This is a genomic window from Streptomyces sp. NPDC027189 (genome assembly GCF_055566975.1).
This window is the reverse complement of record NZ_JBVHRI010000005.1, coordinates 1-26,718: the sequence shown is the minus strand read 5'-3', so window position 1 is coordinate 26,718 and position 26,718 is coordinate 1. Positions and strand designations below refer to the sequence as shown.

At 68.7% G+C, this 26,718-nt stretch carries 18 protein-coding genes and 1 pseudogene; 8 read left to right on the top strand and 11 right to left on the bottom strand.

The window, feature by feature from the left end:
- Nucleotides 1-42: 42 nt before the first annotated feature.
- The 3 genes from ACZ4RZ_RS13710 to ACZ4RZ_RS13700 form a co-directional block, all read right to left on the bottom strand.
- Entirely contained in the window at nucleotides 43-2,124 is a 2,082-nt protein-coding gene (locus tag ACZ4RZ_RS13710; RefSeq protein ID WP_467744376.1) for a tetratricopeptide repeat protein, read from the bottom strand.
- A gap of 171 nt (nucleotides 2,125-2,295) precedes the next feature.
- On the bottom strand, nucleotides 2,296-2,922 hold the full coding sequence (locus ACZ4RZ_RS13705; RefSeq protein ID WP_467744374.1) for an NUDIX domain-containing protein: 627 nt from the start codon (nucleotides 2,920-2,922) through the stop codon (nucleotides 2,296-2,298).
- Nucleotides 2,923-3,051: 129 nt separating this feature from the next.
- Complete coding sequence (locus tag ACZ4RZ_RS13700; RefSeq protein ID WP_467744372.1) at nucleotides 3,052-4,701, bottom strand: CTP synthase; 1,650 nt, start codon at nucleotides 4,699-4,701, stop codon at nucleotides 3,052-3,054.
- Between the two features lie 521 nt (nucleotides 4,702-5,222).
- Between ACZ4RZ_RS13700 and ACZ4RZ_RS13695 the strand changes: the two genes are divergently transcribed.
- Both ACZ4RZ_RS13695 and ACZ4RZ_RS13690 read left to right on the top strand, forming a co-directional pair.
- Nucleotides 5,223-7,025 (top strand): glycoside hydrolase family 15 protein, encoded by a 1,803-nt coding sequence (locus ACZ4RZ_RS13695; protein WP_467745052.1) that lies wholly within the window; start codon nucleotides 5,223-5,225, stop codon nucleotides 7,023-7,025.
- 147 nt (nucleotides 7,026-7,172) lie between these two features.
- Nucleotides 7,173-8,555, top strand: coding sequence for an FAD-binding protein (locus ACZ4RZ_RS13690; RefSeq protein ID WP_467744371.1), 1,383 nt, complete (start codon nucleotides 7,173-7,175; stop codon nucleotides 8,553-8,555).
- 76 nt (nucleotides 8,556-8,631) lie between these two features.
- On the opposite strand, the gene ACZ4RZ_RS13685 is transcribed toward ACZ4RZ_RS13690, so the two are convergent.
- Nucleotides 8,632-10,326 (bottom strand): flavin monoamine oxidase family protein, encoded by a 1,695-nt coding sequence (locus ACZ4RZ_RS13685; RefSeq protein WP_467744369.1) that lies wholly within the window; start codon nucleotides 10,324-10,326, stop codon nucleotides 8,632-8,634.
- 10 nt (nucleotides 10,327-10,336) lie between these two features.
- The gene (locus ACZ4RZ_RS13680) at nucleotides 10,337-11,845 is read right to left on the bottom strand and encodes an APC family permease (RefSeq protein ID WP_467744367.1); all 1,509 of its coding nucleotides are present in this window, start codon (nucleotides 11,843-11,845) and stop codon (nucleotides 10,337-10,339) included.
- A 222-nt stretch (nucleotides 11,846-12,067) separates the two neighbouring features.
- On the opposite strand from ACZ4RZ_RS13680, the gene ACZ4RZ_RS13675 reads away from it, so the two are divergent.
- Nucleotides 12,068-13,708, top strand: coding sequence for a PucR family transcriptional regulator (locus ACZ4RZ_RS13675; RefSeq protein WP_467744366.1), 1,641 nt, complete (start codon nucleotides 12,068-12,070; stop codon nucleotides 13,706-13,708).
- A 12-nt stretch (nucleotides 13,709-13,720) separates the two neighbouring features.
- On the opposite strand, the gene ACZ4RZ_RS13670 is transcribed toward ACZ4RZ_RS13675, so the two are convergent.
- Both ACZ4RZ_RS13670 and ACZ4RZ_RS13665 read right to left on the bottom strand, forming a co-directional pair.
- Nucleotides 13,721-14,857 carry a glycosyltransferase family 4 protein gene (locus tag ACZ4RZ_RS13670; protein ID WP_467744364.1) on the bottom strand — a complete coding sequence of 379 codons (1,137 nt, stop codon included), beginning with the start codon at nucleotides 14,855-14,857 and terminating at the stop codon, nucleotides 13,721-13,723.
- Nucleotides 14,858-15,478: 621 nt separating this feature from the next.
- Nucleotides 15,479-15,928: pseudogene (locus ACZ4RZ_RS13665) on the bottom strand (hypothetical protein); the annotation flags it as partial.
- A gap of 186 nt (nucleotides 15,929-16,114) precedes the next feature.
- Here ACZ4RZ_RS13665 and ACZ4RZ_RS13660 point away from each other — a divergent pair.
- Entirely contained in the window at nucleotides 16,115-16,267 is a 153-nt protein-coding gene (locus ACZ4RZ_RS13660; RefSeq protein WP_467744362.1) for a hypothetical protein, read from the top strand.
- 78 nt (nucleotides 16,268-16,345) lie between these two features.
- Here ACZ4RZ_RS13660 and ACZ4RZ_RS13655 read toward each other — a convergent pair whose 3' ends face one another.
- The 3 genes from ACZ4RZ_RS13655 to ACZ4RZ_RS13645 form a co-directional block, all read right to left on the bottom strand.
- Nucleotides 16,346-16,639 (bottom strand): hypothetical protein, encoded by a 294-nt coding sequence (locus ACZ4RZ_RS13655; protein ID WP_399088883.1) that lies wholly within the window; start codon nucleotides 16,637-16,639, stop codon nucleotides 16,346-16,348.
- A gap of 176 nt (nucleotides 16,640-16,815) precedes the next feature.
- A complete protein-coding gene (locus tag ACZ4RZ_RS13650) occupies nucleotides 16,816-17,499 on the bottom strand; it encodes a hypothetical protein (RefSeq protein ID WP_399088885.1) in 684 nt (227 codons plus the stop codon).
- A gap of 1,239 nt (nucleotides 17,500-18,738) precedes the next feature.
- Nucleotides 18,739-19,935 (bottom strand): hypothetical protein, encoded by a 1,197-nt coding sequence (locus ACZ4RZ_RS13645; protein ID WP_467744360.1) that lies wholly within the window; start codon nucleotides 19,933-19,935, stop codon nucleotides 18,739-18,741.
- A 240-nt stretch (nucleotides 19,936-20,175) separates the two neighbouring features.
- Here ACZ4RZ_RS13645 and ACZ4RZ_RS13640 point away from each other — a divergent pair, with 240 nt between their 5' ends.
- The 4 genes from ACZ4RZ_RS13640 (at nucleotide 20,176) to ACZ4RZ_RS13625 (ending at nucleotide 26,016) form a co-directional block, all read left to right on the top strand.
- Nucleotides 20,176-20,475, top strand: a complete 300-nt coding sequence (locus ACZ4RZ_RS13640; protein WP_467744358.1) for a hypothetical protein — start codon at nucleotides 20,176-20,178, stop codon at nucleotides 20,473-20,475.
- 121 nt (nucleotides 20,476-20,596) lie between these two features.
- Nucleotides 20,597-22,000: an IS1380 family transposase gene (locus tag ACZ4RZ_RS13635; protein WP_467744357.1), complete on the top strand. Its 1,404-nt coding sequence runs from the start codon at nucleotides 20,597-20,599 to the stop codon at nucleotides 21,998-22,000.
- 3,531 nt (nucleotides 22,001-25,531) lie between these two features.
- Nucleotides 25,532-25,720 (top strand): hypothetical protein, encoded by a 189-nt coding sequence (locus ACZ4RZ_RS13630; RefSeq protein ID WP_467744355.1) that lies wholly within the window; start codon nucleotides 25,532-25,534, stop codon nucleotides 25,718-25,720.
- Nucleotides 25,717-26,016 (top strand): hypothetical protein, encoded by a 300-nt coding sequence (locus tag ACZ4RZ_RS13625; RefSeq protein WP_467744353.1) that lies wholly within the window; start codon nucleotides 25,717-25,719, stop codon nucleotides 26,014-26,016. Before ACZ4RZ_RS13630 ends, ACZ4RZ_RS13625 begins: the two co-directional genes overlap by 4 nt.
- Before the next feature lie 319 nt (nucleotides 26,017-26,335).
- Here ACZ4RZ_RS13625 and ACZ4RZ_RS13620 read toward each other — a convergent pair.
- A partial coding sequence (locus tag ACZ4RZ_RS13620) for a transposase (RefSeq protein WP_467744351.1) occupies nucleotides 26,336-26,718 on the bottom strand: 383 nt, incomplete at its 5' end.

Here is a 26,718-nt window from a genome sequence, read left to right as displayed (position 1 = left end):
CAGTTTAATGAAGGTGTTCTCTCTGTCTAGCCTTTCATTGCATCAATCTTCTGCGGATGTACTGCGGATTTCGTAGGCGTTAGCACCTTGTTCCCTGACCGAAGCGGTCTCGAGGAGCTCATCACCCAGCATTCGCTCGGCCGCGCCGCGGTGCAGCTTGGCGGCCGCCGGGTCGCCGAGCCGGTCCAGGGTGTCGGCCAGCCTGAGCTGCAGCGCGGCCTGCAGTCGTACGTCGTCGACGCGCCGGGCCCACTCGACCGCCTCCTGGCAGGTGCGCAGCGACTCCTCGGGCCGCCCCGCGTACTCCTGGACCCGCGCCAGCTCGCTCAACGCCCGGGCCTGGGCGGCCACATCAGCGTTCTTGCGGTGACCGCTGACGGCGGCGCGCCAGTTGCGCAGCGCCTCGCCGTAGCGGCCCGCGTAGGTGTTCGCGGTGGCGATCCGGCCGTACAGGCGGGCCGCGTCCACCCGCTCGTCGCGGGCGAGCCGCTGGGCGAGCGCTCTGCCGTACCAGTCGGCGGCCCGGTCGTAGTCCCCCAGCTCCTGGTGGGCGCCGCCTACGGATTCCATCGCGCGGCCGGTCGCATACGGGTCATTTGCTTCGCGCCCGGCGTCCAGGGCGGCCCTGTAGCGGGCCAGCGCCTCGGCCGTACGGCCGGTCTGCGCGTCCAGATCGGCGAGGTTCAGCAGGGCCGCGGCCTTCTCGCGGGGCAGGTTCCGGCGCTCGGCGACGTCCAGGACGAGCCGGTGGATGCCGTACAGCTCGGGCGCCGCCGCCCGCGTACCGACGTGCGCGACCATCGCCCTCACCAGCGCGGCCATGAGGCGGCGGGCCAGCGTGTCCAGCTCGCCGTCGGCGACCGCGAGCCGGGCGGAGGCCAGCAGTGCGGGCTGCCGGACGCGCAGCCAGTCGGCGGCGGCCCGGGGATTCGGGAAGCGCAGGGCGCGCGGCATTCCGGCGAGCTTCTCGCGGGCGGGCGAGCTGTCGGTCTCGGTGATGGCGCGGCAGGACACCAGCAGCCGCACGGTCCGCTCCAGCATCCGGGCGCGGGCCAGCTGCAGCTCGGCCGGGCGGTCGTGGGTCTCGGCGAGCGCGCGCAGCAGCGGCTGCAGACAGCCGGGCACCTCGTACTGGGGCAGCGGGGACTCGACGGGCCGGATCAGGCCGAGCGCGGCGAAGTCGTCCAGCATGGTGCGGGCGGTGCCCACCGAGCAGCCGGCCAGCGCGGACGCGGTGTGCGGGTCGATGAGGCCGGCGGGGGCCAGCGAGAGCAGTCGCAGTATCCGCGCGGCGGTGCTCGGCAGTGAGGCGTAGCTGAGCCGCAGGACACGGGCCAGCGGCGAGCCCTCCTCACCGTCGCTGCGCAGATGCTTGGCCAGGTCGGCGACGGCGGACTGCGGGCGGGCCGCGAGCCAGCCGCCGGCGAGTACCAGGGCGGCGGGCTGGCCCGCGCACAGTTCCACCAGGCCCTCGGCGGCGAGCGGGTCGACGGTGATGCGCACCGAGCCGGTGAAGCGGTCGAGGAGTTCCAGGGCGGACTTGGTGTCCAGACCGCCCAGGGTGCAGGGACGGACGTCCGCGATGCCGGTGAGGGGTCCGCCGGAGACGGCGACGACCAGGCACTCCGGGGTAGCGGGCAGCAGCGCGTCGACCTGCTCGGCGTCGGCCGCGTCGTCGAGCAGCAGCAGCACGCGACGGGTGGCGAGGGCCTCGCGCACCGCCTCGGTCAGGTCGTCGTCGGCGGCCCCGGGCGGCGTGGGCCGCTCCAGGGCGGAGAGAAGCTCCCGTGCGGTGCGCTCGGTGGGCACCCGGGTGCCGTCGGGCTCGGTGAGCCGGGCGCGCAGCACCCCGTCGGGGTAACTCTCGGCGACCTGCCGTACGAGCTCCTCGGCGAGCGCGGTGCGGCCCGAGCCGGGCTTGCCCGCGATGAGCAGCACGCGCGCGCGTGGCGCCTTCCTGCCGGAGAGGGTGTCCAGGCCCGCGCGCTCGATGTCGGCCCGGAGTTCCTTCAACTCTCTTGTACGGCCGAGGAACTGACCCTCCGTAGGAGCGGACCCGGCAGCCGGGCGCTGCCCCTTGGCCGACACCTTCGTGCCGCCGTTGTCCACCGCCTGATCCGCCACGGGCCACACTCCCGTCCCACTGCACGCTGGGGCCCGCCGGGACTCCGGTTCGGGCGTTTCCAGAGCCTAGTTCACGCTCTGCGACGATCTGGGAGGAGCGCGGCGGACACGTCCCCCGATCGGATCAGGCGATCGTAGGACTGATGGCGTCGGGGTGGCGTCAGAGGTGGGTCAGACCTCGAAGGGCCGCGCGGGCCACGGCGCCTCCGCGGGGCGCAGCGCGTCGAGGCCGTCGCCGTGCCGCGCGGCGACCAGGGAAAGGACGCCGACGACGAGGCAGTTGTTGTGCAGGTCACCGGCGAGCACGCCCCGTACGAGCTCGTCGACGGAGACCCTGGCCAGCTCCATGTCGGCCTCTTCGTCCTCGACCTCGAAGCGCTGTCCCTCGGCTTCGGAGAGGTCGCGGGCGAGGAAGATGCGCACGGCCTCGTCGCAGCCGCCGGGCGTCGTGTAGACGTCGGTCAGCACGCGCCAGTCCTCGGCCTTGACGTGCGCCTCTTCGTAGAGCTCGCGCTGGGCGGCGTGCAGCGGGTTCTCGCCCGGGATGTCGAGGAGGCCCGCGGGGATCTCCCAGAGCTTGTGGCGTACGGGGTGGCGGTACTGCCGGATGACCAGCACACGGCCCTCGTCGTCGAGGGCGAGGACGGCCACGGAACCGGGGTGGACCTGGTAGTCGCGGCGGGCGACCGATCCGTCGGGCATGACCACGTCGTCGGTGCGCACCGAGGTCTTGTTGCCCTTGAAGGGAGTCTCGGTCGCTCGGACCTCCCACTCCTCGGCGGTGTCCTTGAGCGTCATGGCCTGTCCTTCCCACACGTACAAAAGAGCCGGTCACGGCCGAAAGAAATCGGCCACAGCGAGGCTGCGACGGAGACCGGGGCGCGCACCTCGAAAGACACGCACCCCGGCCACCGTACAACCGTTGTGTTACTTGCCCGTCTTGCGCTCCACCGCGGCCTTGACCAGGCCGGCGAAGAGCGGGTGCGGGCGGGTCGGGCGAGAGCGCAGCTCGGGGTGCGCCTGGGTCGCGACCAGGTAGGGGTGAACGTCGCGCGGGTACTCGACGTACTCGACGAGCTTGCCGTCCGGGGAGGTGCCGGAGAACTGCAGACCGGCCTTCTTCTCCAGCTCGGCGCGGTAGGCGTTGTTCACCTCGTAGCGGTGACGGTGGCGCTCCTCGACGTACTCCTTGCCGTCGTACACCTCGCGCACGATCGAACCGTCGGCGAGCTTGGCCGGATACATACCCAGGCGCATGGTGCCGCCCATGTCGCCCTCGCCCGCCACGATGTCGAGCTGCTCGGCCATGGTGGAGATGACCGGGTGTGCGGTGGCGGAGTCGAACTCGGTGGAGTTGGCGTCCAGGATGTCGGCCAGATTGCGCGCGGCCTCGATCACGATGCACTGCAGTCCGAGGCAGAGGCCGAGCAGCGGGATCCTGTTCTCGCGGGCGTACTGGATCGCGCCGACCTTGCCGGAGACACCGCGGTCGCCGAAGCCACCGGGGATGCAGATCGCGTCGACGTCGCCGAGCTGCCCCGCGGCGCCCGCCGGGGTCTTGCAGTCGTCCGAGGTGACCCACTTGATCTTCACGCGGGCCTTGTTGGCGAAGCCGCCCGCGCGGAGGGCCTCGGTCACGGACAGATAGGCGTCGGGCAGGTCGATGTACTTGCCGACGAGCGCCAGGTTGATCTCGTGGACCGGGTTGTGGACGCGGTCGAGCAGGTCGTCCCAGGTCGTCCAGTCCACGTCGCGGAAGGGCAGGTCCAGCTTGCGCACGACGTACGCGTCGAGACCCTCGGTGTGCAGGACCTTCGGGATGTCGTAGATCGACTTGGCGTCGATGGCCGCGACCACGGCCGCCTCGTCGACGTCGCACATCAGCGAGATCTTGCGCTTGATCGCGGTGGGCACCTCACGGTCGGCGCGCAGCACGATCGCGTCCGGCTGAATACCGATGTTGCGCAGCGCCGCAACCGAGTGCTGGGTCGGCTTCGTCTTCAGCTCCCCGGACGGACCGATGTACGGGAGGAGCGAGATGTGCACCACGAATACGTTGTCGCGGCCGACCTCGTGACGGACCTGGCGGACCGTCTCCAGGAACGGCAGGGACTCGATGTCGCCGACCGTGCCGCCGACCTCGGTGATGACGACGTCGACGTCGTCGGTGGCCATACGGCGGATGCGGTGCTTGATCTCGTTGGTGATGTGCGGGATGACCTGCACGGTGTCGCCCAGGTACTCACCGCGCCGCTCCTTGGCGATGACCGTCGAGTACACCTGGCCGGTGGTGACGTTGGCCGAGCCGTCCAGGTCCACGTCGAGGAAGCGCTCGTAGTGACCGATGTCCAGGTCGGTCTCGGCGCCGTCGTTGGTGACGAACACCTCGCCGTGCTGGAACGGGTTCATGGTGCCCGGGTCGACGTTCAGGTACGGGTCGAGCTTCTGCATCGTGACCCGCAGACCCCGCGCCTTGAGCAGCGCGCCCAGGCTGGAGGCGGTCAGGCCCTTGCCGAGGGAGGAGGCGACACCCCCGGTGACGAAGATGTGCTTGGTCGTCGTGGATTTGGGCGGCATGGCCAAGAGGGGGCTCCCGTGGTCGCGGTCTGGGGTGCGTACCGGCGTGTGGTCCGGAGATTTCCGGAGGTGCCGTCGCTGCGGTTCGGGGGTTTCTTGCCCACCGGTCCACGGGCTACCAGGGTATCAGCGACGGGACGAGACCGCTTCCGGCCACGCTCCGCACACACGTCGGCACAGACCCCACACGGCGCTCACTCGATCGGCCCACCCGGGTTGACGGGAGCGGCACGCGGATCTTCCACGTGCGTCGTATCCTGCTCGGACACTCGCTGCCGAGCCCGGCCGGCACACGGCACCATCCCCGCCCGTACCCCGGAACAACGAGAGCTCGTCAGTTCGTTTCGAAACGACAATCGCAATGCCAATCGCACCGACAATTGACGTCTCGCAGCGACACATGACCATCGTTCCGCACAACTGACGTTCCCCATCAACCGACGTTCCGCATTAACAACGTTCCCTGACCGCAGAGCGACCGCCCCTCGGGGGGCGACGTGGCCGTTCGACTGGAGATGCACGTGGCCGGGCGCATCGAGGATTACGCACTCATCGGAGACATGCAGACAGCTGCGCTGGTCTGCAGGGACGGCACAGTCGACTGGCTGTGCCTGCCCCGCTTCGACTCCCATGCCATCTTCGCTGGGCTGCTCGGCACGGAGGAACACGGGTTCTGGCGGCTCGGCCCGGCGCACTCGGCCGATGCCGAACCGCCGACGGCGGCGCGCCGCAGGTACCGCGGCGACTCGCTGATCCTCGAATCCGAGTGGGACACCCCGCGCGGCACGGTCCGTGTGACCGATTTCATGCCCCCGCGCGACGGCGCACCGCAGCTGATCCGCATCGTCGAGGGCGTGACCGGCCGGGTGCCGATGCGCTCCGCGCTGCGCATGCGTTTCTCGTACGGCCGCGTGGTGCCCTGGGTGCACAAGCACGAGGGGCGGACGGTCGCCGTCGCCGGGCCCGACTCGGTGTGGTTCGACACCGCCTGCGAGACCTACGGCAAGGCGCTGACCACGTACGCCGACTTCACGGTGGCGCCCGGTGACCGGTTCGCCTTCACCATCTCGTGGGAGCCCTCGCACAAGGAGCCTCCCGGACTGCCCGAGCCGGAGCAGTCCTTGGAGGCCACCGAGGACTTCTGGCGCGAGTGGGTCGAGCAGTGCACGTACCACGGCCCCTACCGCGAGGCCGTCGTCCGCTCGCTGATCACGCTGAAGGCCCTGACGTACGCGCCCACGGGCGGCATCGTCGCCGCCCCGACGACCTCGCTCCCGGAGGAGATCGGCGGCGTACGCAACTGGGACTACCGCTACACATGGCTGCGCGACGCCGCGATCACCCTCTCCTCGCTGCTGCGCACCGGCTACCGCGAAGAGGCCCGCGCCTGGCGCGAGTGGCTGCTGCGCGCGGTCGCGGGAGACCCGGAGAACCTGCAGATCATGTACGGCATCGCGGGCGAACGGGAGTTGGGCGAGGCGGAGCTCGACTGGCTGCCCGGATACGAGGGTTCGACTCCCGTACGCGTCGGGAACGGCGCCGCCCACCAGCTCCAGCTGGATGTGTACGGCGAGGTCACCGAGGCCCTGCACCTCGCCCACATGACGGGCCTGTCGCGCAACGACTACGCCTCGCTCCTGCAGTTGAAGCTGATCCGCTACCTGGAGAACCACTGGGACCAGCCGGACGAGGGCATCTGGGAAGTTCGCGGCCCGCGCCGCCACTTCGTGCACTCCAAGGTGATGGCCTGGGTCGCCGTCGACCGCACGATCAAGCTCATCGAGTCCGGTGACGCGGACGGCCCGCTGGAGAAGTGGCGCGAACTGCGCGACAACATGCACCGGGACGTGTGCGAGAAGGGCTACGACAAGGAGCGCAACACGTTCACGCAGTCGTACGGCTCCAAGGAGCTCGACGCCTCGCTGCTTCTCATCCCGCAGATGGGCTTCCTGCCGCCGGACGACAAGCGCGTGATCGGCACCATCGAGGCGATCCAGCGCGAGCTGTCCACGACGGACGGCTTCATCCTGCGCTACCCGACCGCCGGTGAACACGCGGGCGTGGACGGTCTGGAGGGCGACGAGGGCGCCTTCCTGGCGTGCTCGTTCTGGATGGCGGACGACCTCGCGATGATCGGCCGCGTGGACGAGGCCCGCAAGCTGTTCGAGAAGCTGCTGGCACTGCGCAACGACCTCGGTCTGCTGGCCGAGGAGTGGGACCCGCGGCTGCAGCGCCAGGTCGGGAACTTCCCGCAGGCGTTCAGCCACGTGCCCTTGATCGACACGGCACTGAGGCTGACGGCGAGCGGCGCGTACGGCGGCTGACGGCGAGTGGTGGTTCGCGCGCCCCGTGAGGGGCGTGGGGAACCGCGCGTCCGGCCACCGACGACCCTCGGCTTCCCACGCCGTCCGGCCGGGAGACCGCCTACGCTGAAAACTGGTCCTGTCCCCTGCTGGAAGGGGGCGGCCGCCATGGCTCCCCTTTCGAAGGCGGGCGCGGCGCTCGCCGCACTCCGCGCGGATCTGGTCGGCGACGTGTTCGCCCCGGACGATCCCGGGTACGACGAGGCCCGGACGATCTTCAACGCGATGATCGACCGGCGCCCCGCCGTGATCGCGCAGTGCGAGGGCGAGGCCGATGTCGCCCGTTCGGTGCGCTTCGCGCGCGAGCTGGACCTGAAGATCGCGGTGCGCGGCGGCGGCCACAGCGTGTCGGGCATGTCGCTCAACGACAACGGCCTGGTCGTCGATCTGCGCAGGATGCACACGGTGACGGTCCATCCCGGTTCCGAGACGGTACGGATCGAGGGCGGCGCCCTCATGAGGCACCTCGACCACGCCACCCAGCCGTACGGCCTGGCGACCACCGGCGGCCGCGTCTCGACCACCGGCGTCGGCGGCTTCGTACTCGGCGGTGGAAACGGCTGGCTCGACCGGACCTTCGGCCTCGCCGTCGACAACCTGCTCGGCGTCGAACTGGTGACGCCCGACGGCTCGACGGTTCTGGCCACCGACCATGAGAACCCCGAGCTGTTCTGGGCGCTGCACGGCGGCGGCGGGAACTTCGGCGTCGCGACCGCGCTGACCCTGAAGCTGCACCCGCTCCCCGAGCTCGCGATCGCCCTGCTGATGTACCAGCCGGATGCCGGCCCGGACGTGCTCCGCATCTACCGCGAGGTCATCGAGAACGGCCCGTCGGAGGTGAGCGGCGTCTTCATGTATACGACAGGCCCGCCCGAGGAGTTCGTCCCCGAGCACATGGTCGGCAAGCGGCTGATCGCCGCTCTCCTCACGTATGTCGGCGGCGAGCAGGACCTGCGCATACTCGCTCAGCCGCTGGTGGCGCTGCCGCACGAGGCCGAGGTTCTCACCGCCCTCCCCTACCCCGACCTCCAGTGCATGCTCGACAACCCGCCCGGTCTGCGGAACCACTGGTCGGCGGAGTATCTGACGGGCCTGCCCGACGAAGTCGTGGACGTCTTCTGCGCCCTCGGCGAGTCCGTGCCCGTGCCCACGGGAACCCAGCACATGCTGTTCCCCCAGGGGGGCGCGATCGCCTCGGGCCCTGCCCGGTTCCCGGTGCCCTACCGGGACGCGCCCTGGTGCGTGCACCCCTTCGGGATCTGGGAGGACCCGGCCGACGACGAGCGCTGCATCCAGTGGGTCGAGCGGGTCCGCGCCGAAGTCCACCCCTGGCGCACCGGCGCGGTGTACCTCAACTTCATCGGGGACGAAGGCGGCGACCGGGTCGTGGCCGGCCTCGGCTCCGAGAACCTCCGGCGCCTCTCCGCCGTGAAGGCCGAGTACGACCCGGACAACGTCTTCCGCTTCAACCACAACATCAAGCCCGCGTAAGCGTTTACGCAATCGTTTGCGCAAACGATTGCGCGGACGCCCGCGTAAGCGCTTGCGCATACGTTTTCGTAAGCGTTTACGCGAGGGCGGCGATCACCTCCCGCGCGGCGCGCTCGCCTTCGGTCGCGCCGCCCTCCATGAAGCCCTGGAAGTCGTAAGAACAGTGCTCGCCGCCGATGTGGATGTTGCCCTGGGCGACACCCTCGTAGCCCGCGTACCGGTGGAGATAGCCCACGGGCCAGTACGAATAGGCGCCCAGGGAGTGCGGGTTGAGGTGCCAGGCGGAGAGCTGGGCCTTCCCGGTCCAGGCCGCCGACGTACCGGGGAAGAAGGCGTCGATGTCCGTGAGGTACTTCCCGGCCAGGCCGGTGACGTAGGGATCGCTCTCGTACGAGAACGGGCTCGCGGGCGTCAGCGACTTGGCGAGGCTGCCGCCGCCGTACTGGAGGAGGATGCCGCCCGTGCCCGGCTGGACCTTGGTGGTGTCCCAGGTCTGCTGGACCTCGGTGTCGGTGAAGCAGTCGCCCGCCGAAACGCCGGGCCATGCGCCGGTGCCGCGCCAAGGACGGCTGGAGAACTGCATGTTGAGTTTGGTGCAATAGCCCATGCGGGCGTCGCGCAGCAGGTTCGTCATGCGGGTGTCGAAGGCGGCCTTGGTGAGGTCGAGTCGCTGCAGGATCGGCAGCGGCACGCACAGGATGGTGCGGTCGGCGGTGACCGTGCGGGTGGCGCCGGATTCGGTGAACGTAAGCGTTTGCGTGCCGTCGCTGTTGGCCTTCACCGCGTTGAGGGACCAGCCCTGGCGGATCGTGCCGTCGGGCAGGAAGTCGGCCATGGCGTGCGGGAGTTGGTCGTTGCCGCCGGTGATGTGGTAGCGCTCGTTGGACAGGCCCCAGATGTTGAAGTTGCCGGGATTGGTCTGGTAGCCCATCAGCAGGACCAGGGCGAGCGAGGACTGGTCGACGGTGTCGGCGCCGTACTCGACGTTGTACGTGACGTCGAAGAGCCGTCCGAGGGGCGAGCCGTGGCCGCCCGGCACACGGGAGTCGATCCAGTCGTACAGCGACATGTTGTCGAGGGCGGTGCCGGCCGCCGTGGTCTGGTTCCAGAAGACCTCGCCGGAGTCCTGGAGGTCCTTGTGGAGGGCCTGGTAGACCGCCTTGAAGTCCTCGTCGGCCTGATCGCGCGCGTAGTACTCGCCGTTGATCCAGAAGACCTCCTCCGCCCCGTTGGGGCCGCCTCCGAGGAAGTCCTCGGTGGGCAGTGCGAAGCGGCGGCAAAGCTCCAGCATTTTCTTGTGACTGGTGTCGATCAGCTCACCGCCGATCTCGGAGGTCTGGCCGTACGCCCAGTGGTCGCGCTGGGAGTACATGCGGCCGCCGACGCGATCCGGGTTGGCCTCGTAGAGCGTGCAGGCGTACCCCGCGTCGTGGAGGGTGAGGGCGGCGGTGAGCCCGGCGATTCCGGCGCCCACGACGGCGATACGGGGAGCGGAGGAGGAGGAGGCGGCGGCTCCGGGCGCGGCCGCCACGCTCGCGGTCGTGGTCGCCGTAGCGGTCGCCGCGAGGGCGGCCGCGCCCTTCAGGAGGGAGCGCCGAGTGACGCGCGCCTCCTCCACGGGCAGGCCGAGCCGGCGGGCGGCAGCGTGGTCGGCGACGAGGGTGCGCAGGGAGTGCATCGTGTGCGTACGGGCCGCGTTCGCATGGGACGAGGTCGTACGGGACGAGTTCGTACGGGACGAGTTCGTACGGGACGAGTTCGTACGGGACATGGGGAGTTCCTCAGACGGTTGTGAAAGGTTCCTTGACTGCGTCACCCGTGCGCTCGGCCGCGTCCTCGAGGACGATCCGGCCGATGATGTCGTAGCGCTCCGGCTGCCGGGCCTTGAGGTAGAACCCGAGGCCGAGGCCGCCGAAGAAGACCAGGCCGACGATCCACGGGATGGCCTTGAAGAAGAGCGAGTCCGCCGCCGTACCGGCCGCGGTGTCCAGGTTCAGCACCAGCAGCACGACCACCGCGATCATGCCGATCCCGCCGATCAGGGGCGCAGTGAAGGTCTTGAACCAGTGCCGGTCCTCGGGGTGGTTCTTGCGGAAGTAGCCGATGACCGCGAACGAGCACAGCGTCTGCACGATGAGGATCGCCATCGTGCCGAGGATCGCGAGCAGCGTGTAGAGGTGGACGTACGGGTCCTGCCCGGTCAGCCAGAAGGCGGACACGAGCGCGACGGCGATGACGGATTGCACGAACGAGGCGATGTACGGAGAGCCGTGCCGCGCGTGCGTACGGCCCAGGGCCGGATGCAGGAAGCCCTCGCGCCCGATCGCGTACAGGTAGCGGGACGCGCACTGGTGGAAGGCCATCCCGCAGGCGAACGAGCCGGTGATCAGCAGCCATTGGAAGGCGTCGACCGCCCAGGCGCCGATGAAGGCGTGCGCCGGGTCGAAGAACAGGTCGAGAGGGCTCGTGCCGGAGGAGACCTTCACCGAGCCCTTCAGGCCGTTGCCGGCGATCGTCATCCAGGAGACGTAGATGTAGAACAGTCCGACACCGACGACCGAGATCAGCGTGGCGCGCGGGATGACCCGTTTCGGGTCACGGGACTCCTCGCCGTACATCGCCGTCGACTCGAAGCCGACCCACGACCAGAAGGCGAAGAAGAGTCCGAGACCGGCGCTCGGGCCCTTGAAGGCATTGACCGGGTTGACCGGCTCGACCGGGATGCCGTCGGGGCCGCCGCCCCGCACGAGCACGGCCGTGGCCACCGCGAACAGCACGGCGATCTCGGCGATCAGCATCACGCCGAGCGCCTTCGCGGTGAGATTGATGTCGAAGTACGACAGGACGGCCGTGACGGCGAGCATGACGGCCGCGTAGAGGATCCACGGCAGGTCGACACCCAGCTGGTCGTGGACGGTGGTCTTCGCGAAGTACGAGAAGACACCGACGATGGACGCCTCGAAGACGACGTACGCCATCACGGCCAGCATTCCGGAGGCCATCCCGGCGATCCGGCCCAGCCCGTGCGAGATGTAGCCGTAGAAGGCGCCCGCGGCCGTGATCCGCTTGGCCATGGCGACGTATCCGACCGAGAAGACCGTCAGCACGAGCGTGGCGAAGAGGTAGCCCGCCGGCGCGCCCGTGCCGTTGCCGAAACCGACGGCTATGGGGAGGTTGCCGGTCATCGCGGTGATCGGCGCGGCGGTGGCGACCGCCATGAACACGACGCCGACCAGACCTACGGAATTCGCTTTGAGTCGATGGACCTCTCGCGTGCGCGTTTCTGCCATTCCCGCCCCTCCGAGCCTGTCGATTCAACGAAATTCGAAGATCATTCGTTGTTTCCTTGCGGATGCGACAGTGTGGCGGGGTGGTGACGCACGCCACAACAGACACGAGGTCGCGCAATTTGGGCGCAGGGGCGACGCATTGTCGCGTGCATGTCGCCCGGGTCGGCTCCCGTAACCGGTCGGATATGTCCCCGGAACGCGACCGCGGGTAGCGTCCGCTGCATGGACAGCCGTATGGACAGCCGTTACGACACCCAGGGCGCCGGAATCACCGTGCAGCGGGCGCTGGAACTGCCCGGGCTGCGCAGCGGGCTGCCGGAGATCCTCGCGGGGGCCGACCGGCTGCAGCGCACCGTGCGCTGGGTGCACGCGGGCGAGGTCCCGAACATCGCCTCGCTGCTCAAAGGCGGCGAACTCCTGCTGACCACGGGCTACGGCCTCGGCACCCGCCCGGCCGACCAGCGCGCCTTCGTCCGCACCCTCGCCGAGCGGGGCATCGCGGCGCTCGTCGTGGAGCTCGGGCCGCGCTTCACCCGGCTGCCCGCGGCCCTCGTGGAGACGGCACGCAGCGCCGGCCTCCCACTGGTCCAGCTGCACCGCGAGGTGCCCTTCGTGACGGTCACGGAGGAGATCCACACCGAGATCGTCAACGGCCACTACGCGCTGCTCCAGCAGGCCGAGGAAGTGCACCGGCGATGTACCGAAGCTCTCCTCGGCGGCGGCGGAGTCCCCCAAGTCCTCGGCATCCTCGCGGACTTCAGCGGCAACCCCGTCTTCCTGGAGACGGCGGAGGGCCAGCTCCTGTACGCCGCCGGGGCCGGCTCCGCGGGCGCCGATCCGCTCCAGGTGTGGGAGGGGCTGCGCGGCCAGCACAAGGAGCAGCCGCCCACCGGAACGACCCTCGTGGACGTGCCCGGCGGCGGCCCCGGCACGGGCTCGGTACGGGCCCGACTGGTCCTCCTGCCCGTCAACTCCCCCATCGCGCCGGTGCACCGGATCGCCGCTGAGCGGGCCGCGGGCATCCTGGCCGTCGTCCTGATGCAGGCCCGTCAGGAGGAGGAGCTCGCGGCACGCGGGCGCGGCGACTTCCTCACCGACCTCGCGGAGGGCCGCATCGAGGCCGAGGACGCGCCCGCGCAGGCCCGCGTGCTCGGCTTCAAGCCCGGCAACAGCCCGCTCCTGCCGGTCGTGATGCGGCTCGCCGACGGCCTGTCCCCCGGCGGCGGCTGGGCGGTCCTGGCCCGCGCGGTCGCCGAGGAGCTCGCCTCCGTGGGAGTCCCGGTCCTTCTGGGCGTACGACCGGTCGAGGGCCGTGTCCCGCTGCTCCTGGGCCTGCGCTCGGAGTCCGAACGCGCGGCCGTGGCGGACCGGGTCGCGGCGGCGCTGCGGGCGGGCGTGGAGCGCGCGGGCATGCAGCGGCCCGGCGCGCAGCCGCCGGTGGTAGTGGTCGGGGTCGCGGGCGGCTGGGCGGCCGCGTCGGCGGGCCTTCGGCACGCGGCGGAGACGGCGACGGCGGCACAGGGCCTCACGGACCGCCCGTGGTACGACGCACGCCGCCTGGACATCGACCTGCTCCTGTGGCGCCTTCGCGACCACCCGGATCTGGCGGCCTTCGTGGACCGCGCGATCGGCCCCCTCCGCGACCACGACAACCGCTCCAAGCCTCCGCTGCTTCCCACCCTGGAGACGTACTTGGCCCACGCGGGCCGCAAGGCGGAGACGGCCCGCGAGCTGCATCTGAACCGGCAGACCCTCTACAACCGCCTCGCCCGGATCGGGGAGTTGCTGGGCACGGACCTGGACGACCCGCAGACAGTCCTGGCGTTGAGCCTGGCGCTGCGGGCGCGCCGACACGTCCCCTAGCTCGGACGTCCTCTAACCAAGGGGCCTGGGCTGGGTCAACTCGTCGTAGACGCTCAGTACTTGAGCCACGGTCTCGTCCTCGGTGGGCCAGGTGGCGGCCTGTCGGGCCCCCTTCGCCCTCAGGAGTTCCCGGCGCCCGGGGTCGCCGAGGAGGCGTACGACGGCGTCGGCGAGCGCCAGCGCGTCACCGTACGGGACGAGTTCGGCAGCGTCGCCGACCAGTTCGGGGATGCCGCCGACCGCGGTCGCGACGAGCGGCACGCGCGCGTGGAGCGCCTCCTGCGCGAGTACGGAGCGGGATTCCCAACTGCTGGTCAGCAGTGCGAGATCGGCGGCCGCGAGGAGCTCCGTGATGTCCTCGCGCCGGCCGATCAGCCGGACGGGCAGCCCTTCGTCCTCGATACGGCGCTGCAGAACCGGCCGCAGCGGCCCCTCTCCCGCGATCACGAGCAGCGGCAGGGGATCGAGGCGACGCCAGGCGCGTGCGGCGTCCAGCAGGGTGTCGTAACCACGATGGCGGTCGAGCGAGCCGACGGCCATGAGCAACGGCCGGTCGGTGGCGCCGAGTTCGGCCCGCGCCTTGTGTCGCAGCCGGTCGGGGTCGCCTGGCTCGACGGGCGTGCGCGGCGCGGGGAAGGCGACGGCGGCGAGCCGTGCGTCGCGCGCTCCCCTGCCCCGGGCCCGGTCCACGAGGTCGGACGAGGTCCCCAGCACCACGGCGGCGGCCCTGGCGACCCGCCGCTCGATGAGCCGCAGCAGATGGGCCCGCGCCCCCTCCGCGTGCGAGCGCGTGTGCCAGGTGACGACGAGCGGCACGCGCCGCCCGCTCACCGCGAGCGCGGCCCGCAGTGCCGCGTGCAGCCCGTGCGCGTGCACCAGGTCGGCGTCCGCGCAGGCCGTCCGCAGCGCGGCCACGGAGGCCGGGTCACTGCTGCGCGGCACCGGAACGTGCTGCGCGCCCACGCCGGTGAACCCGTACGCGCGATCGGCCTCGGCGGGAGCGCACACGGTGACCCGCACACCCCGGGCGACGAGCCCCGATGCCAGCGACCGCACATGCGCGCAGCTGCCCGCGCTCCCGCCGCCGAGCACCTGCACGGTGCGCAGCGGCGACTGGCCGTGCGGTGAGTGGCTGCTCACGTGGCTCACGTGGCCGGGGCTCCTGGTTCGGCGTCGGACGGTCACGAAGAAACGTACAGAAGGATCGCGCAGAGGTGGGGTGTACCGCACGTCGTGCTCCGCGTACTACGCCAAGGATGCCAGGCCGCACGGGTGTTCCGGGACCGCCGCCGGACGACGGTCGCGACGACTAGGGCAACTCGCCAGGAGTAGTCACTCACACGAGTGAGAAGTGCGGGGGATTTGGGTGGAGTTTGGGTGTTGGGCGTTCGGGGCGTTGGGTGCGCTGCGGGGTTGGGAAGTCGCCGGGAGGCATTGGGGGTGGGTCGCTGGGCGCGCCGCGAAGCGCTGGGGGTGTGGGTCGTTGGGGGTGCGTGCTTGCCGTCATCTGCGCGCCGGGGCGCGCCGTGCGGCGCGTGGTGGCAGGTGTCCGACCTGGTCGGCGGGCAGGCTGGGGTGGGGCGGGGCGACGGCACCCTGCACTCAGAGGCGCCGTCTGCGGGCGGAGGTAGGCGCGGAGCCCAGGGGCACGCGCGGAGCCCGGGACCCGGAGCCCGGAGCCCGGGACCCGGAGCCTGGGGCCTGGGGCCTGGGGCCTGGGGCCCGTACAGAGCACGCCGCTCGTACAAAGCACGCCGCTCGCTCAGTTCGTCATGCGCGCCCCAGTGAGCGCGCCGCGTCGCTGACCTTCTCCCCGTACGCCGTCGCGGCCACCAGTGCCGCGGCGTGGGCGATGAGCCCCGCGCGGCCGTTGCCCGCGGCGATGGCGGTGCCCAGGGCGGCACCGAGTGCGTGCGCGCCGGTGTCACCGATCATCGCGCGCTCACCGAGGTCATCGGGGAGCACGGCCGCGGCGGCCCCCATCGCCGCGGCGGACAACTGCCCGGCGGTTCCGCCGCGCAGCACCCCGGGCGCGCCCAGGGCGAGCACGGCACCGGCGGCCCGCCCGGGCCGCACATCCACGAGGTTGACGAAGTGCGCGGTCCCGGCGATCACGACACCCGCGAGCAGCTTGTCCAGGGGCCGCTCCTTGAGCATCGCCCCCGCCACCAGCCCAGCCGCCGAGATCCCGAACAACGTGACCGCCCCGCTGGTCACTTCAGTCAAGTCTTGCTGATGCGGTATTAACTTAGCTGGTCAGGGGGCTAGATGATGTATTTCCATCCGCCCCGGCTTAGTCCCGTGCCATGAATCCTCGGTACGGTCTGCGGCACTACCCTGCAAAGACGACTGACCCGCCTGGGCATCCCCAGCACCAGCAAGGCCCGCAATGGGGCCTGGCTGGTCATGGTCGGCGCCGTCCACTGGAAGATGCTCGCCGATCTCCTCGGCCTCGCCGACGGCACGGCCCACAGCTGGCACAAGCTCAACGGGCGAGATCGCGCCAGCTACGTCGCCAGCCGACTCAAAGCCTCTCAGCCACCCACCGAATCCGAGTAGGGACCAGGTCCGCCGTACTTGACGGCGCCAACAGGTCGGCGGAATGGAGCCCAGCAATCGTTGCCGGGCTCCATTCGCTTATTGTCCGACGGTGAGTGCCCAGTGAACGCTGGACGGAGCGGTAACGTTCACCGTGCCCTGTTCGCGGGAGCGCTTCAGGCCCAGTTGGTTGAAGGTGCTGCTGACCTCTCCGCCCACGCATTCAAGGGGAAAGCTCAACCCGACCGGTTGCACGGAGACGGTCAGTTTTCCCTGGCCTTCGCAATTCACGAGGACCGAGAGTGCACCGGCCTTGATTCCGCCCCGGATCTCCAGTTCTCGGTTGCCGCTGGCGTTCGCGGCCTGTGCTACGACCTTGCCGTCTGGAAGCACTGGCGCCTTGGTGACGGTCTCTCCGGGAACGTGCTCGGCACGGCCAGGCGACCCTGTGGGCGACGATGCAGAACGAGACGAGGGCGTGTGGGCAGGGGGCGAGGCGTCGTCCTGGCCACTGGTGCAGCCAGCCAGCACCACTACTGCTGCCAGCCCTCCGGCCGCCGTGAGTACCCTCAGTTTTCCCACAGGTACCAGCCGACCCGGTAGGGGGAGTAGCTGACTACGGTGTGCTTCGGAGTGGACGTGCAATTGGCGTGGACTATCCAGCTCTGGCCTGTGTGCTTGAGCCGCCAGACGCCGTACCTGGCGTGGGTGGTCTTGTGTGACGGCGTGTCTACGGAGATCGAGTTGCCGAGTTTGGCCGTGAGCGACAATGACAGATTGATGTTGAACTTGGCCTCGATCTTGGCGATCATGGTGTTGATCGAGGTATCCAATTCACCACTGACGCCGACGGTTACCGAGCCCGTCACCTCCGACGTGAAGGTCGACCTGGCGGTCCTGGAAGTGCCGTTGTAGTTCGCGTTCGTGGGCCCTACACCGCTGTGGTACTTGTTGCCCTGAGATGTGGGTTTGTAGATAAACGTAGTCGGGCTACAGTCCGGGCGGTTGGGCGAGTTGCCCGGGGACGGAGACTCTTCCGCCGGCTCGGTGACCGCTTCCTCGGGGACTTCGGTGACGTTTTCCTCAGGTTCCTCGGGCGGCGCGGTGTTGATGACCGTGTCATCGGCCGGTGCAGAGGCCGAGGGTGAAGGAGTCGTTCTCTCGTCTGCCGCCAGCGCGGGACTGGTCAAGGCCGCACAGAGCAGCAGCGCGGTAGAGGAGAGAAAGACGGTGCGACGTGCAGATATGTCCACAAGACACCTATCCGGTGGGGACTGCCCTCGTGGCAGTTCGGATACGTTGACCGTATGTCAGGGTCATGCCGGTAGCGAAGATTCCGCTGATCTTCTGAGGTGGAGTTGAGGTAGACGACACCAATTCTCGGATTTTCCAAACACTTTGATCGCGCTGCGGTTTGGCGCCCGAGTCATTTCGTCCGTTGCCTCTGTCTTGATCCAGCCCGCTGCCGTAGGTCACTACTCATTGCTTTCAGTCCTTCAGGAGTGGGCTCAGCCAGGACTCGTATTCGTCCCCCTCGACTCGGTACGGTCATGGGCGTGTCCGGCGTGCGTCGGGTTGGTCACCCACGGGCGTGCGCCGGTTGACCGCGCGTGACCTGGGGAGCTGGTAGGGGCATGGCGGTTGACGCTGCTTGATTGGAGGAGGGGTTCACGTCGGCGAGGGCTTCGCGGGTCATGGGTGCCGGTGCCGGGCTGCGGGGCTCGATGACAGGGCGCCGGCACATCGCCGGTTGGCGAACACGATCCGCTTCGGGACTCGCGGCCCTGGTAGCTGCTGCTCGTCGCCTTGGTCCAGGGGCGCGGTTAAGGAGGCCACGTTGGGGTTCGCCGCGTGCCCGCTGACATCAATCAACCACCATTCATGCGGTAATAACTTCGCCGGTCAGGGGCTGGCTGAGGGCGTCCTCGGTGTGGTCGGAGCGGTGTCCGGAGCGCGTCGGGGTTGGCCACCATGGGCGTGCCCCGGTTGGCGAATCAAGCCCGATCGGGTGCGCGGACCGCATGCACGTCCCGCCATGCGATGACTGAAGCATTGGAGTCAACGCTTCGGCAGATGTACCACGGGAGCCACTCGTTTGAGTAGCCGAGTCGGGCCCTTCGTTCCTGGAGGGGCAACGCCTGGAGCGGCATTTAGTTGAGTAGACGAGCCGTGCGCGGAGCGCGGTCCAATAGAGCGAGTTAACTGAGGCATGGTCAGCTACTCCCGTCGGTCACGCTCGACTTGGGCGTCTTCCTCGGCCTGAACGTCGGCAAGAGCAGGCGACGACCGACGCGAAGGACGCCGCGGTCATCCGGGACGCCGCCCGGACAATGCCGCACATCCTGCGCTCACTGGAACGAGATCACCGCCGACTGACCGTACTGCGGGGTGGCCCAGGCATGACCCGAGGACGAACAGCGACGAGCTCTGGAAGCGCAGATCGGGCAGTTGCTGAAGGCGGCACCGGGTAACGCTGAAATTGATGCTCAGCGTTACCGGAATAGATCGCTCCAAGTCCAAGGTCCCGCGGGACGACCATCGGTCTCTCGTCCATATGGGAGCACCGTGGCGAGCGCGCCAGCGTTCACGCCGCGGCGTGTCAGCATCTCAGCCGCTTCGTGGGCTCTTGAGCCCCGCAACGCCTTCAGTAGGTCGGAAAGATAGGCCGCGTTGGTGGGGTCGGCTTCGGTCGCTGCCCGGTGTGCCAGTGCAGCTACTGCGTCGTGCGCACCCGCCTCCCGCAACGCCCACAGTAATCCAGCAACATAGCCGGGGTTTCTGAGGTTGGTGTCGATGACGGCGCGATGCACCAGGGCCTCGGTGGCATCGTCCGCACCCGCGCCCTGCAACGCCCGCAAAAGCCGAGCTACGAAACGCGGATCGGTCAGCTGCACGTCAGCTGCGACGCGACGGGTCAGGACCACCAACGCATCGTCCGCACCCACACCCCGCAACTCCCCCAAAACCGCGGCAACCGAGCCCACGTCCGTCAACTGCACTCCACTGGCGACGCGCCCGGCCAAGACCACCAACGCATCGTCCGCACCCACACCCCGCAACTCCCGCAAAACCGCGGCAACCGAGCCCACGTCCGTCAACTGCACTCCATTGGCGACGCGCCCGGCCAAGACCACCAACGCATCGTCCGCACCCGCACCCCGCAACTTCCGCAGCAGCCAAGCGACGAAACGCGGATCCGCCAGCTGCACTTCACGGGCGACGCGACGGGCCAAGACCACCAACGCATCGTCCGCATCCGCACCCCGCAACTCCCCCAGAACTTCTTCCATCCAATGTGAGCCTTTCAGGTCCATTTCCCGGATAGCCCGGTATGCCATGTGCGCCCTGGCTTCATGTGCTCCCGCCCCTCGCAGCTCCCGTAGCAGCCGAGCGACGAAACGCGGATCCGCCAGCTGCACTTCAGCGGCGACGCGACGGGCCAACACCATCAACGCATCGTCCGCACCCACACCCCGCAACTCCCGCAAAACCGCGGCAACCGAGCCTGCCTCCGTCAACTGCACTTCAGCGGCAACGCGACGGGCCAACATCACCAACGCATCGTCCGCACCCACACCCCGCAACTCCCGCAAAACCGCGGCAACCGAGCCTGCCTCCGTCAACTGCACTTCATCGGCAACGCGACGGGCCAAGACCACCAAGGCTTTAGGGGCTTCCACCTCCCGCAAGCGCCGCAGGACACACACAACGAAACCCAGGTCTGTAAGAGGGACTTCAACCGCTGTTCGTAGGGCATGGAGCGCAACCGTTTTGTGCTCACCTGTTTGGCGCAACTCTCGCACTAGAGCCACCGCGGCATCTTGCGTGTCTTCCCTTTCTCGGAGGCTCCACTCCGAAAGGGGAATCGGACGTGAGTCCGCGCGTGGATTCTGAGTGACGATGCGATCTGCCAGGACTGCCACCGCCTCATGATCGCCCGCCTCTCGCAACTCCCGCAGAAGCCGCCCGACGGGCTCTGGGTCCGTCAGCTGTACTTCAGTGGCGACGCGACGTGCCAGGACTGCCACCGCCTCATGATCGCCCGCCTCTCGCAACTCCCGCAGAAGCCGCCCGACGGGCTCTGGGTCCATCAGCTGTACTTCAGCGGCGACGCGACGTGCCAGGACTGCCACCGCCTCATGTTCACCCGCCTCCCGCAACTCCCCCAGAAGCCAGACAACAGAGCCAGCACGCGTCAGCGGCGTTTCGGTGGTGGCACGGTGCGCTAGCCTCCGCGTTTCAGTTGCGGCGGTGTCCGGATCTTGATCGGAAACGCGAAAGTGCCTTCTGAGCTGGGATGATGAGGCTTGTCTAGGGCTTCTGTCACCACAGCAGGAAGGCACTTTCTGCGTGCACACTACCGGGTCACGTCCCAAGCTTGTCGTCTCGGCCGACGGTCGCGGGGTCGTCAGTCACGCCGGATCCCGCCTGGTGGCCGATCTCGCCGATGTCACCGGCCTGACCGGCGCGTTCACGGACGCACTGCGCAAGCTGCGGCCGCGTGGCACCGGGCACGGCCCCGGGCGGATCGCGGTCGATCTGGCGGTGATGCTCGCCGACGGTGGCCAGGCGATAGCGGACCTGGCCCTGCTGCGAGACCAGGCGGAAGTCTTCGGCCCGGTCGCCTCCACTGCTACCGCCTGGCGTCTGCTGGCCGGCATCGGCCCGGACGCACTCGCCCGCCTGCGCTCGGCGAGGGCCACCGCCCGGGAAGTCGCCTGGCTGCAAGCCGCCGAGACCACAGGCGGCATACCCGTGGCCCGCGCCGGCGGGCGCGACCTGCCCGGCCTGGTCCTGGACATCGACGCCACCCTGGTCACCTGCCACTCCGAGAAGGAACAGGCAGCGGCCACCTACAAACGCGGCTTCGGCTACCACCCGCTGCTGTGTTTCCTGGACAACACCGGCGAAGCCCTGGCTGGCCTACTGCGGCCGGGCAATGCCGGCGCCAACACCGCCGCCGACCACATCACCGTCCTGGACGCGGCCCTGGCCCAGGTCCCCGACGCCCACCGCCACGGCACCACCATCCTCATCCGCGCCGACAGTGCCGGAGGCGCGAAAGCCTTCCTCGCCCACATCCGAGCACTCCGTGAGCGGGGTATCCACACCTCCTTCTCCGTCGGACATCCCGTCACCGATCCGATCCGCCGCGCGATCCGAGCCGTGCCCGACCATCTGTGGCACCCCGCGCTGGAGCAGGACGGCACCCTGCGGACTGGCGCTGAAGTGGCAGAACTGACCGGCATGGTGGACCTGACGGACCACCCGGACGGCACCCGGATCATCGTCCGGCGCGAGCGCCCTCACCCCGGCGCCCAGTTGTCCTTGTTCGATGTCGACGAGGGCATGCGCCACCAGGTCTTCCTCACCGACACTCCTTATGGCGAAGGCTCCCTGCAGCAGCTTGAGGTCCGCCACCGCGCACACGCCCGCGTCGAGGACCGCATCCGCTGCGGCAAGACCACCGGCTTCGGCCGCTTCCCCTCCCGCCACTTCGCGCTCAACGCCGCCTGGCTGGAACTGTCCCTGACCGCCGTCGACCTGCTCGCCTGGGCCCAGGCCCTGTTGCTGGACGGCGAGTTGGTCTCCGCCGAGCCGAAGAAGCTCCGCTACCGGCTGCTGCACGCCGCCGCCCGCATCACCCGCGGAGGCCGCCGCCTCCACCTGCGGATTGCCGCCACCTGGCCCTGGCGACATGAACTGGCGAACGCATTCGCCCGCCTTGCGGCCCTGCCGAGGCCGGCCACCTGACCAACGGCGCTGCCTCTGCCCACCCACGACCCGAGGAACCCGGAGCACCCGACCCGAGCGCCGGGCCCCAGCCATGCCCACCCGCCGACAGCCACGGCCCCTCCACAGTCAACCCAGCTCAGCCGACCCAACTGAAACGAGGAGGCTAGGGCTGCCACGGCCTCATGTGCTTCCGCCTCCCGCAACTCCCGCAGAAGCCGAGCCGCGGAGCCAGCACCCATCAGCGGCGTTTCGGTCGTGACGCGGTGCGCAAGCGCTGCCACGGCCTCATGTCCGCCAACCTCCCGCAACCCTCGCAATAGCTGGGCCACCCGGTCCAGGTCCATCGAGGCTTCATCCGCAGTGCGCTGGGCCAGGGCTGCCACGGCCTCATGTTCGCCTGCCTCCCGCAACTCCCCCAGAAGCCGGCCGATGGACTCCGGGTGAGTCAGCTGTGCTTCTGTGATGGCGCGGTGGCTCAGGGCTGCCACGGACTCATGTTTGCCCGCCTCCCGCAAGTCCCGCAGAAGCCGAGCCACGGAGCCAGCACGCGTCAACAGCGTTTCGGTGGTGGCACGGTGCGCAAGGGCTGCCACGGCCTCATGTGCTTCCGCCTCCCGCAACTCCCGCAGAAGCCGAGCCACGGCACCGACATCCGCCAGCTGTGTTTCATTGGTGGCACGGTGCGCAAGGGCCGCTACGACCTTCTGCACATCGGCAGACGAGGTCACCCGGTCGCGCCGCAGTTCAAAAAAGAGTTGGGCGACGGCACTGGCGTCTCTTAATGGGGTTTCGGTGGCGACACGGTGCGCTAGGGGCAAGAGAACTTCCCGTGCGCCGGTTTCCCGCAGCTCTCGCAAGAGCCGAGCGCCGACGGCAGCATCCATTAGTGGCGTTTCGGTGGTGGCGCGATGCACCAGTATCGCCAAGGCTGGATATGCTTCCATCCTCCTTAGTTCTCGCAGCAGCCAGATGACATAACCCGGGCTTGTGAGGGAAATTTCTGTGGCGGCGTAGTTCGCCAGGAATTTCACCGCACCGTGCGCTTCAGCTTTCTTCAGCTCCCGCAGCAACTGACCCACGTAGCCCCGGCTGGTGAGATGGGAGTCGGTCGCGGCGCGGTGTGCGAGGGCTTCCGCGGCGCCGAGGAGCCCCGCCTCCCGCATTTCCAGGAGCAGTTGGCCGACCGCCCCCGGGTTGGGGAGATGGGTTTCGGTGATGGCGCGTTGTCCGAGCACTTCCACGGCTTCGTGAGCCTCGCCGTTCCGCAGCTCCCGCAGCAGCCGTCCGACTGAACGCGGGTCGGTGACGTTGGCATGCCTGACGATCCAGTTTGCCGCGTGGAGAGAGGGGTCAAGACCACTGGCATTGAGTTGACGGAGCAAGGCGTTTGGGGCCTCTGAATGGCCGGCGAGGGTGGCCTTGCGTAACAGCCGGGCCGCTTGCTTGTGCAGGCCCCTGCGATCGGCCGCGCCGGCAACCCTGTACAGAGCATCAGGGTCGGTGATGTGCTCGAGCATGGCCTGCCACAGCGAGGGGGCTCCGAGCTGATCGGCGCGGCGGTGGCGCGTGTGCTGGTCGAGGTAATCGGCCGGCTCGTAATGGGCTGGGGTTCCGGACTTGACACGCAGGGCAGTCAACGCGGTTAAGGTGTGCCGGATATCGGTGCGGCGGCCGTTGGAACGCTGACCGGTGCTCAATGCGTCCAACGCCTCTGTTGCCCAGTCTACGTCGCCCATCCGCTGACGGTTGGTCAGGACACCGTCGGCGGCATCCGCGAGCAAAGTAGCCGGCAACGGGGGCGCATGGCCAAGGCGTCGCGCATCGAGGGCGGCGGTGAGCAATGCATATTCAACAGGCGTGAAGTGGACGCCAGGGCCCTCCAGGAAGGCTTTCAAAAGCTCCGGACCACCACTCAGGTGCTGTACGACCTTGCCGTCGACGGCTCCGGCGTTCAGTGCTCCCTCCAGCCGAGGATCCTGCTGCTGCCTGTTCAGTTCCCGCCATCGGCGCTGATCCTCCTCTGACGACACAGCAGCGACCGGGATGCGATGGGTGACAGGGCCCATGAGGAGCGCACGTGCGTGGCTATGAGGATCACCTGGGACGCCCGGCTGAGTGAGTTCAATCCAATAAGGGTCGTACCACAACGTGCCCAAGGCTGCGATGCCCGGCTGGTTGTGCAGCAGAGTCAGCAGCTCCGCAGCGACCCGCTCGCCGTCATGGCCGTTCAGGAACCGCTGAGCCTCGTTGAGCCACAGCACCGTGCTCGGTACGGCACACGCACTCCGCAGCAACTCCAGAAGTTCTACGGCGTTGCGGGGGCGCAACAGCGGGCGATGAGGAGCGAGATCGCAGAGCGCTTCATAGAGAGCCCGGGTCTTGCCGGTTGATGAGTCGCCCGTCAGCATCACCAGGATCGACGGGCCGCCGGCCAGGGCAGGAGCGAGAGCCTTACGAAGCTCGTTGTCATGAGGGCGAGAAAGATAGGGAGTCAGTTCCGGAAGTGAATGGTCGGAAACACGGTCAGGTAGAGCGGCCGGGTGCACCTCCAATTCCGCAGCCCCCATGATCGTTACGGTCTGCGGTCGTGGCCCTCTGTCTCCAGAACCAGCTTGAGCGAGTCGTTCTTCGGCCTGCTCCCTGCGGGCCCGCTCCAACTGTGCGCGCCACCACTTCTCCTCGACGTTCTCGCCGGCCCACTCTGACCACACGATGACCAGTGCTACGACCACGTCGTCGCTGCCTTGCTGCGGCAGCTTGAATTTATCCGGGTCTCTCGGAGCCCAGTCGCTCGCTCGGTTGCCACGGAACTCGCATGCACCCGGCAGGCGCTCCTTCTGCACCTTCGCCTGCAAGGCGTTGAGGCTCCATGCTTTGCGCTGCTTGCGGCGAGCTGCCTCAGCTCGCTCTCGAAGACCCCGAAGTCGCGTGTACAGCTCCCGGCTTTGCGTCCCCACCGCTCGCCCCCCATGTGCTCTTCATCAATCGCTACCCGCCCGATAGCGCCCAGCACCCGATGCGGGCACGACGAGCATCGGATCGGCGACGCGATGACCAGCAGCGTAGGGCTTGCTCCATCCGATCCGCCCGCGACTTGAGACAGTCCGGGCCGTACTTCGTCAGAGTCGACTCACGCGCCGGGCCCGGCAAGCCACACCAATCCATGGAGGAAACCTCATGGCCAACCGTCGCCGCATCAGTCGACCCGCAAAAGGGAAGCCCGCGGCTCACAACGTGGCTAACCGCCCCCTGACGCTTTGGCGGGAAGCTTCTCGTCGCGCCGTGATCGGTCTCTCTGCGGCCCTCGGGCCGGTCGCTCTCACCGTCATCGAGTGGTGGGTCCGCACCCACTGAGATCACATTGAGCCCGGCAGCACGACGCCCACCGGACCAGCAGTTCGGTGGGCGTCGCCCAGCAACCGCGGCTGTTCGAGTACCCCGATGTGGACCGCCGGGGTTTGTGAGTCCCCGTGCAGGCAGACGTTCCGGAAGGGGATGAAGGGTTCGGACAGGTTGTGGTCGACGGGACGGGTGTGTCGTGCCCGATCGGTGTCGCTCGGGGTGCCGCCCGCCCTGATCGATGGTCCGACCAGGTACTACAAGGTGTACGAGTACCTCGATCAACTCACCTACCGGGACGCGCTCGAAGACTTCACCGACGCGATGGCCCTCGCCCTCCGGGACAAGTTGCCCTCCCCATCGCCGCGTGGATCAATGAAGCAGCAGGCCCGGCAGTGATCATCGCGCTGTCCACCTTGGTTCTCCTCTGGTCCTTCTTCCAAGCTCCGGTGACCTGTGGGGCACCAGTCAGAGGACGAACCGATGGCTGCCGCAACAACGCCAGCGGCATCCTCATGGGCTGCCACATCCATCAGCACCGCTGGCAGAAGCTCAAGATGCTGATCTTCCGGCGGCGAGTGCGCGAGTTCTGCTCCGGGCTGTTCTCAGATGGGAAAGCCACCCTCGTCACGCTCGCAGCACTGGGCAGCTTCTTGTCAGGACTAGTAGCACTCATACCTGGCATCGCCGTCTGAGATAGCGGGGCACATAGCAGCGCAGGCACGGCGGGCTATAGGGTCAAGCTCAGTGACCCGTTCGAGACGAACTGGGGAGCGTCGTGCCCGACTGCCGTAGCTCCGGCACCAGAAGTGACGGAGAAGTAGCCGAGGTCAGCAGGAACGATCTGCTGGTGACCCGAGCCGGGCCGGGAGTGCCGTGTGCAACGGGCCGCCCGGAAGATCCGGCCTCACCACCCCCTCCGCTGACGAAGAACCTTCAGGTTCCGGGGGGTTCTCCTAGTTCACCATGTTCATCCAGGATCGGGTCTGCTGCAGGTTTGGGTGACAGGTTCGGTCACGCGAGCTGGAGGGCCGGTGTGGTCATGACGGTCTCGAATTCGATGGGGGTCAGCCGGCCGAGCGAGGCTTGTCTGCGGCGCCGGTGGTAGGTCCTCTCGATCCAGGTCACGATCGCGATCCGCAGTTCCTCGCGGGTGGCCCACGCCCGACGGTCGAGGACGTTCTTCTGCAGCAGGCTGAAGAAGGACTCCATGGCCGCGTTGTCGCCTGCCGCCCCGACCCTCCCTATGGATCCGACCATCCGGTGCCGATCGAGCGCCCGGACGAATTTCCGTGACCGAAACTGCGATCCGCGATCACTGTGCAGAATGCACCCGGCGACGTGTCCACGCCGGGCAACAGCGTTGTTCAGGGCTGTGACGGCCAGGCGGGACTTCA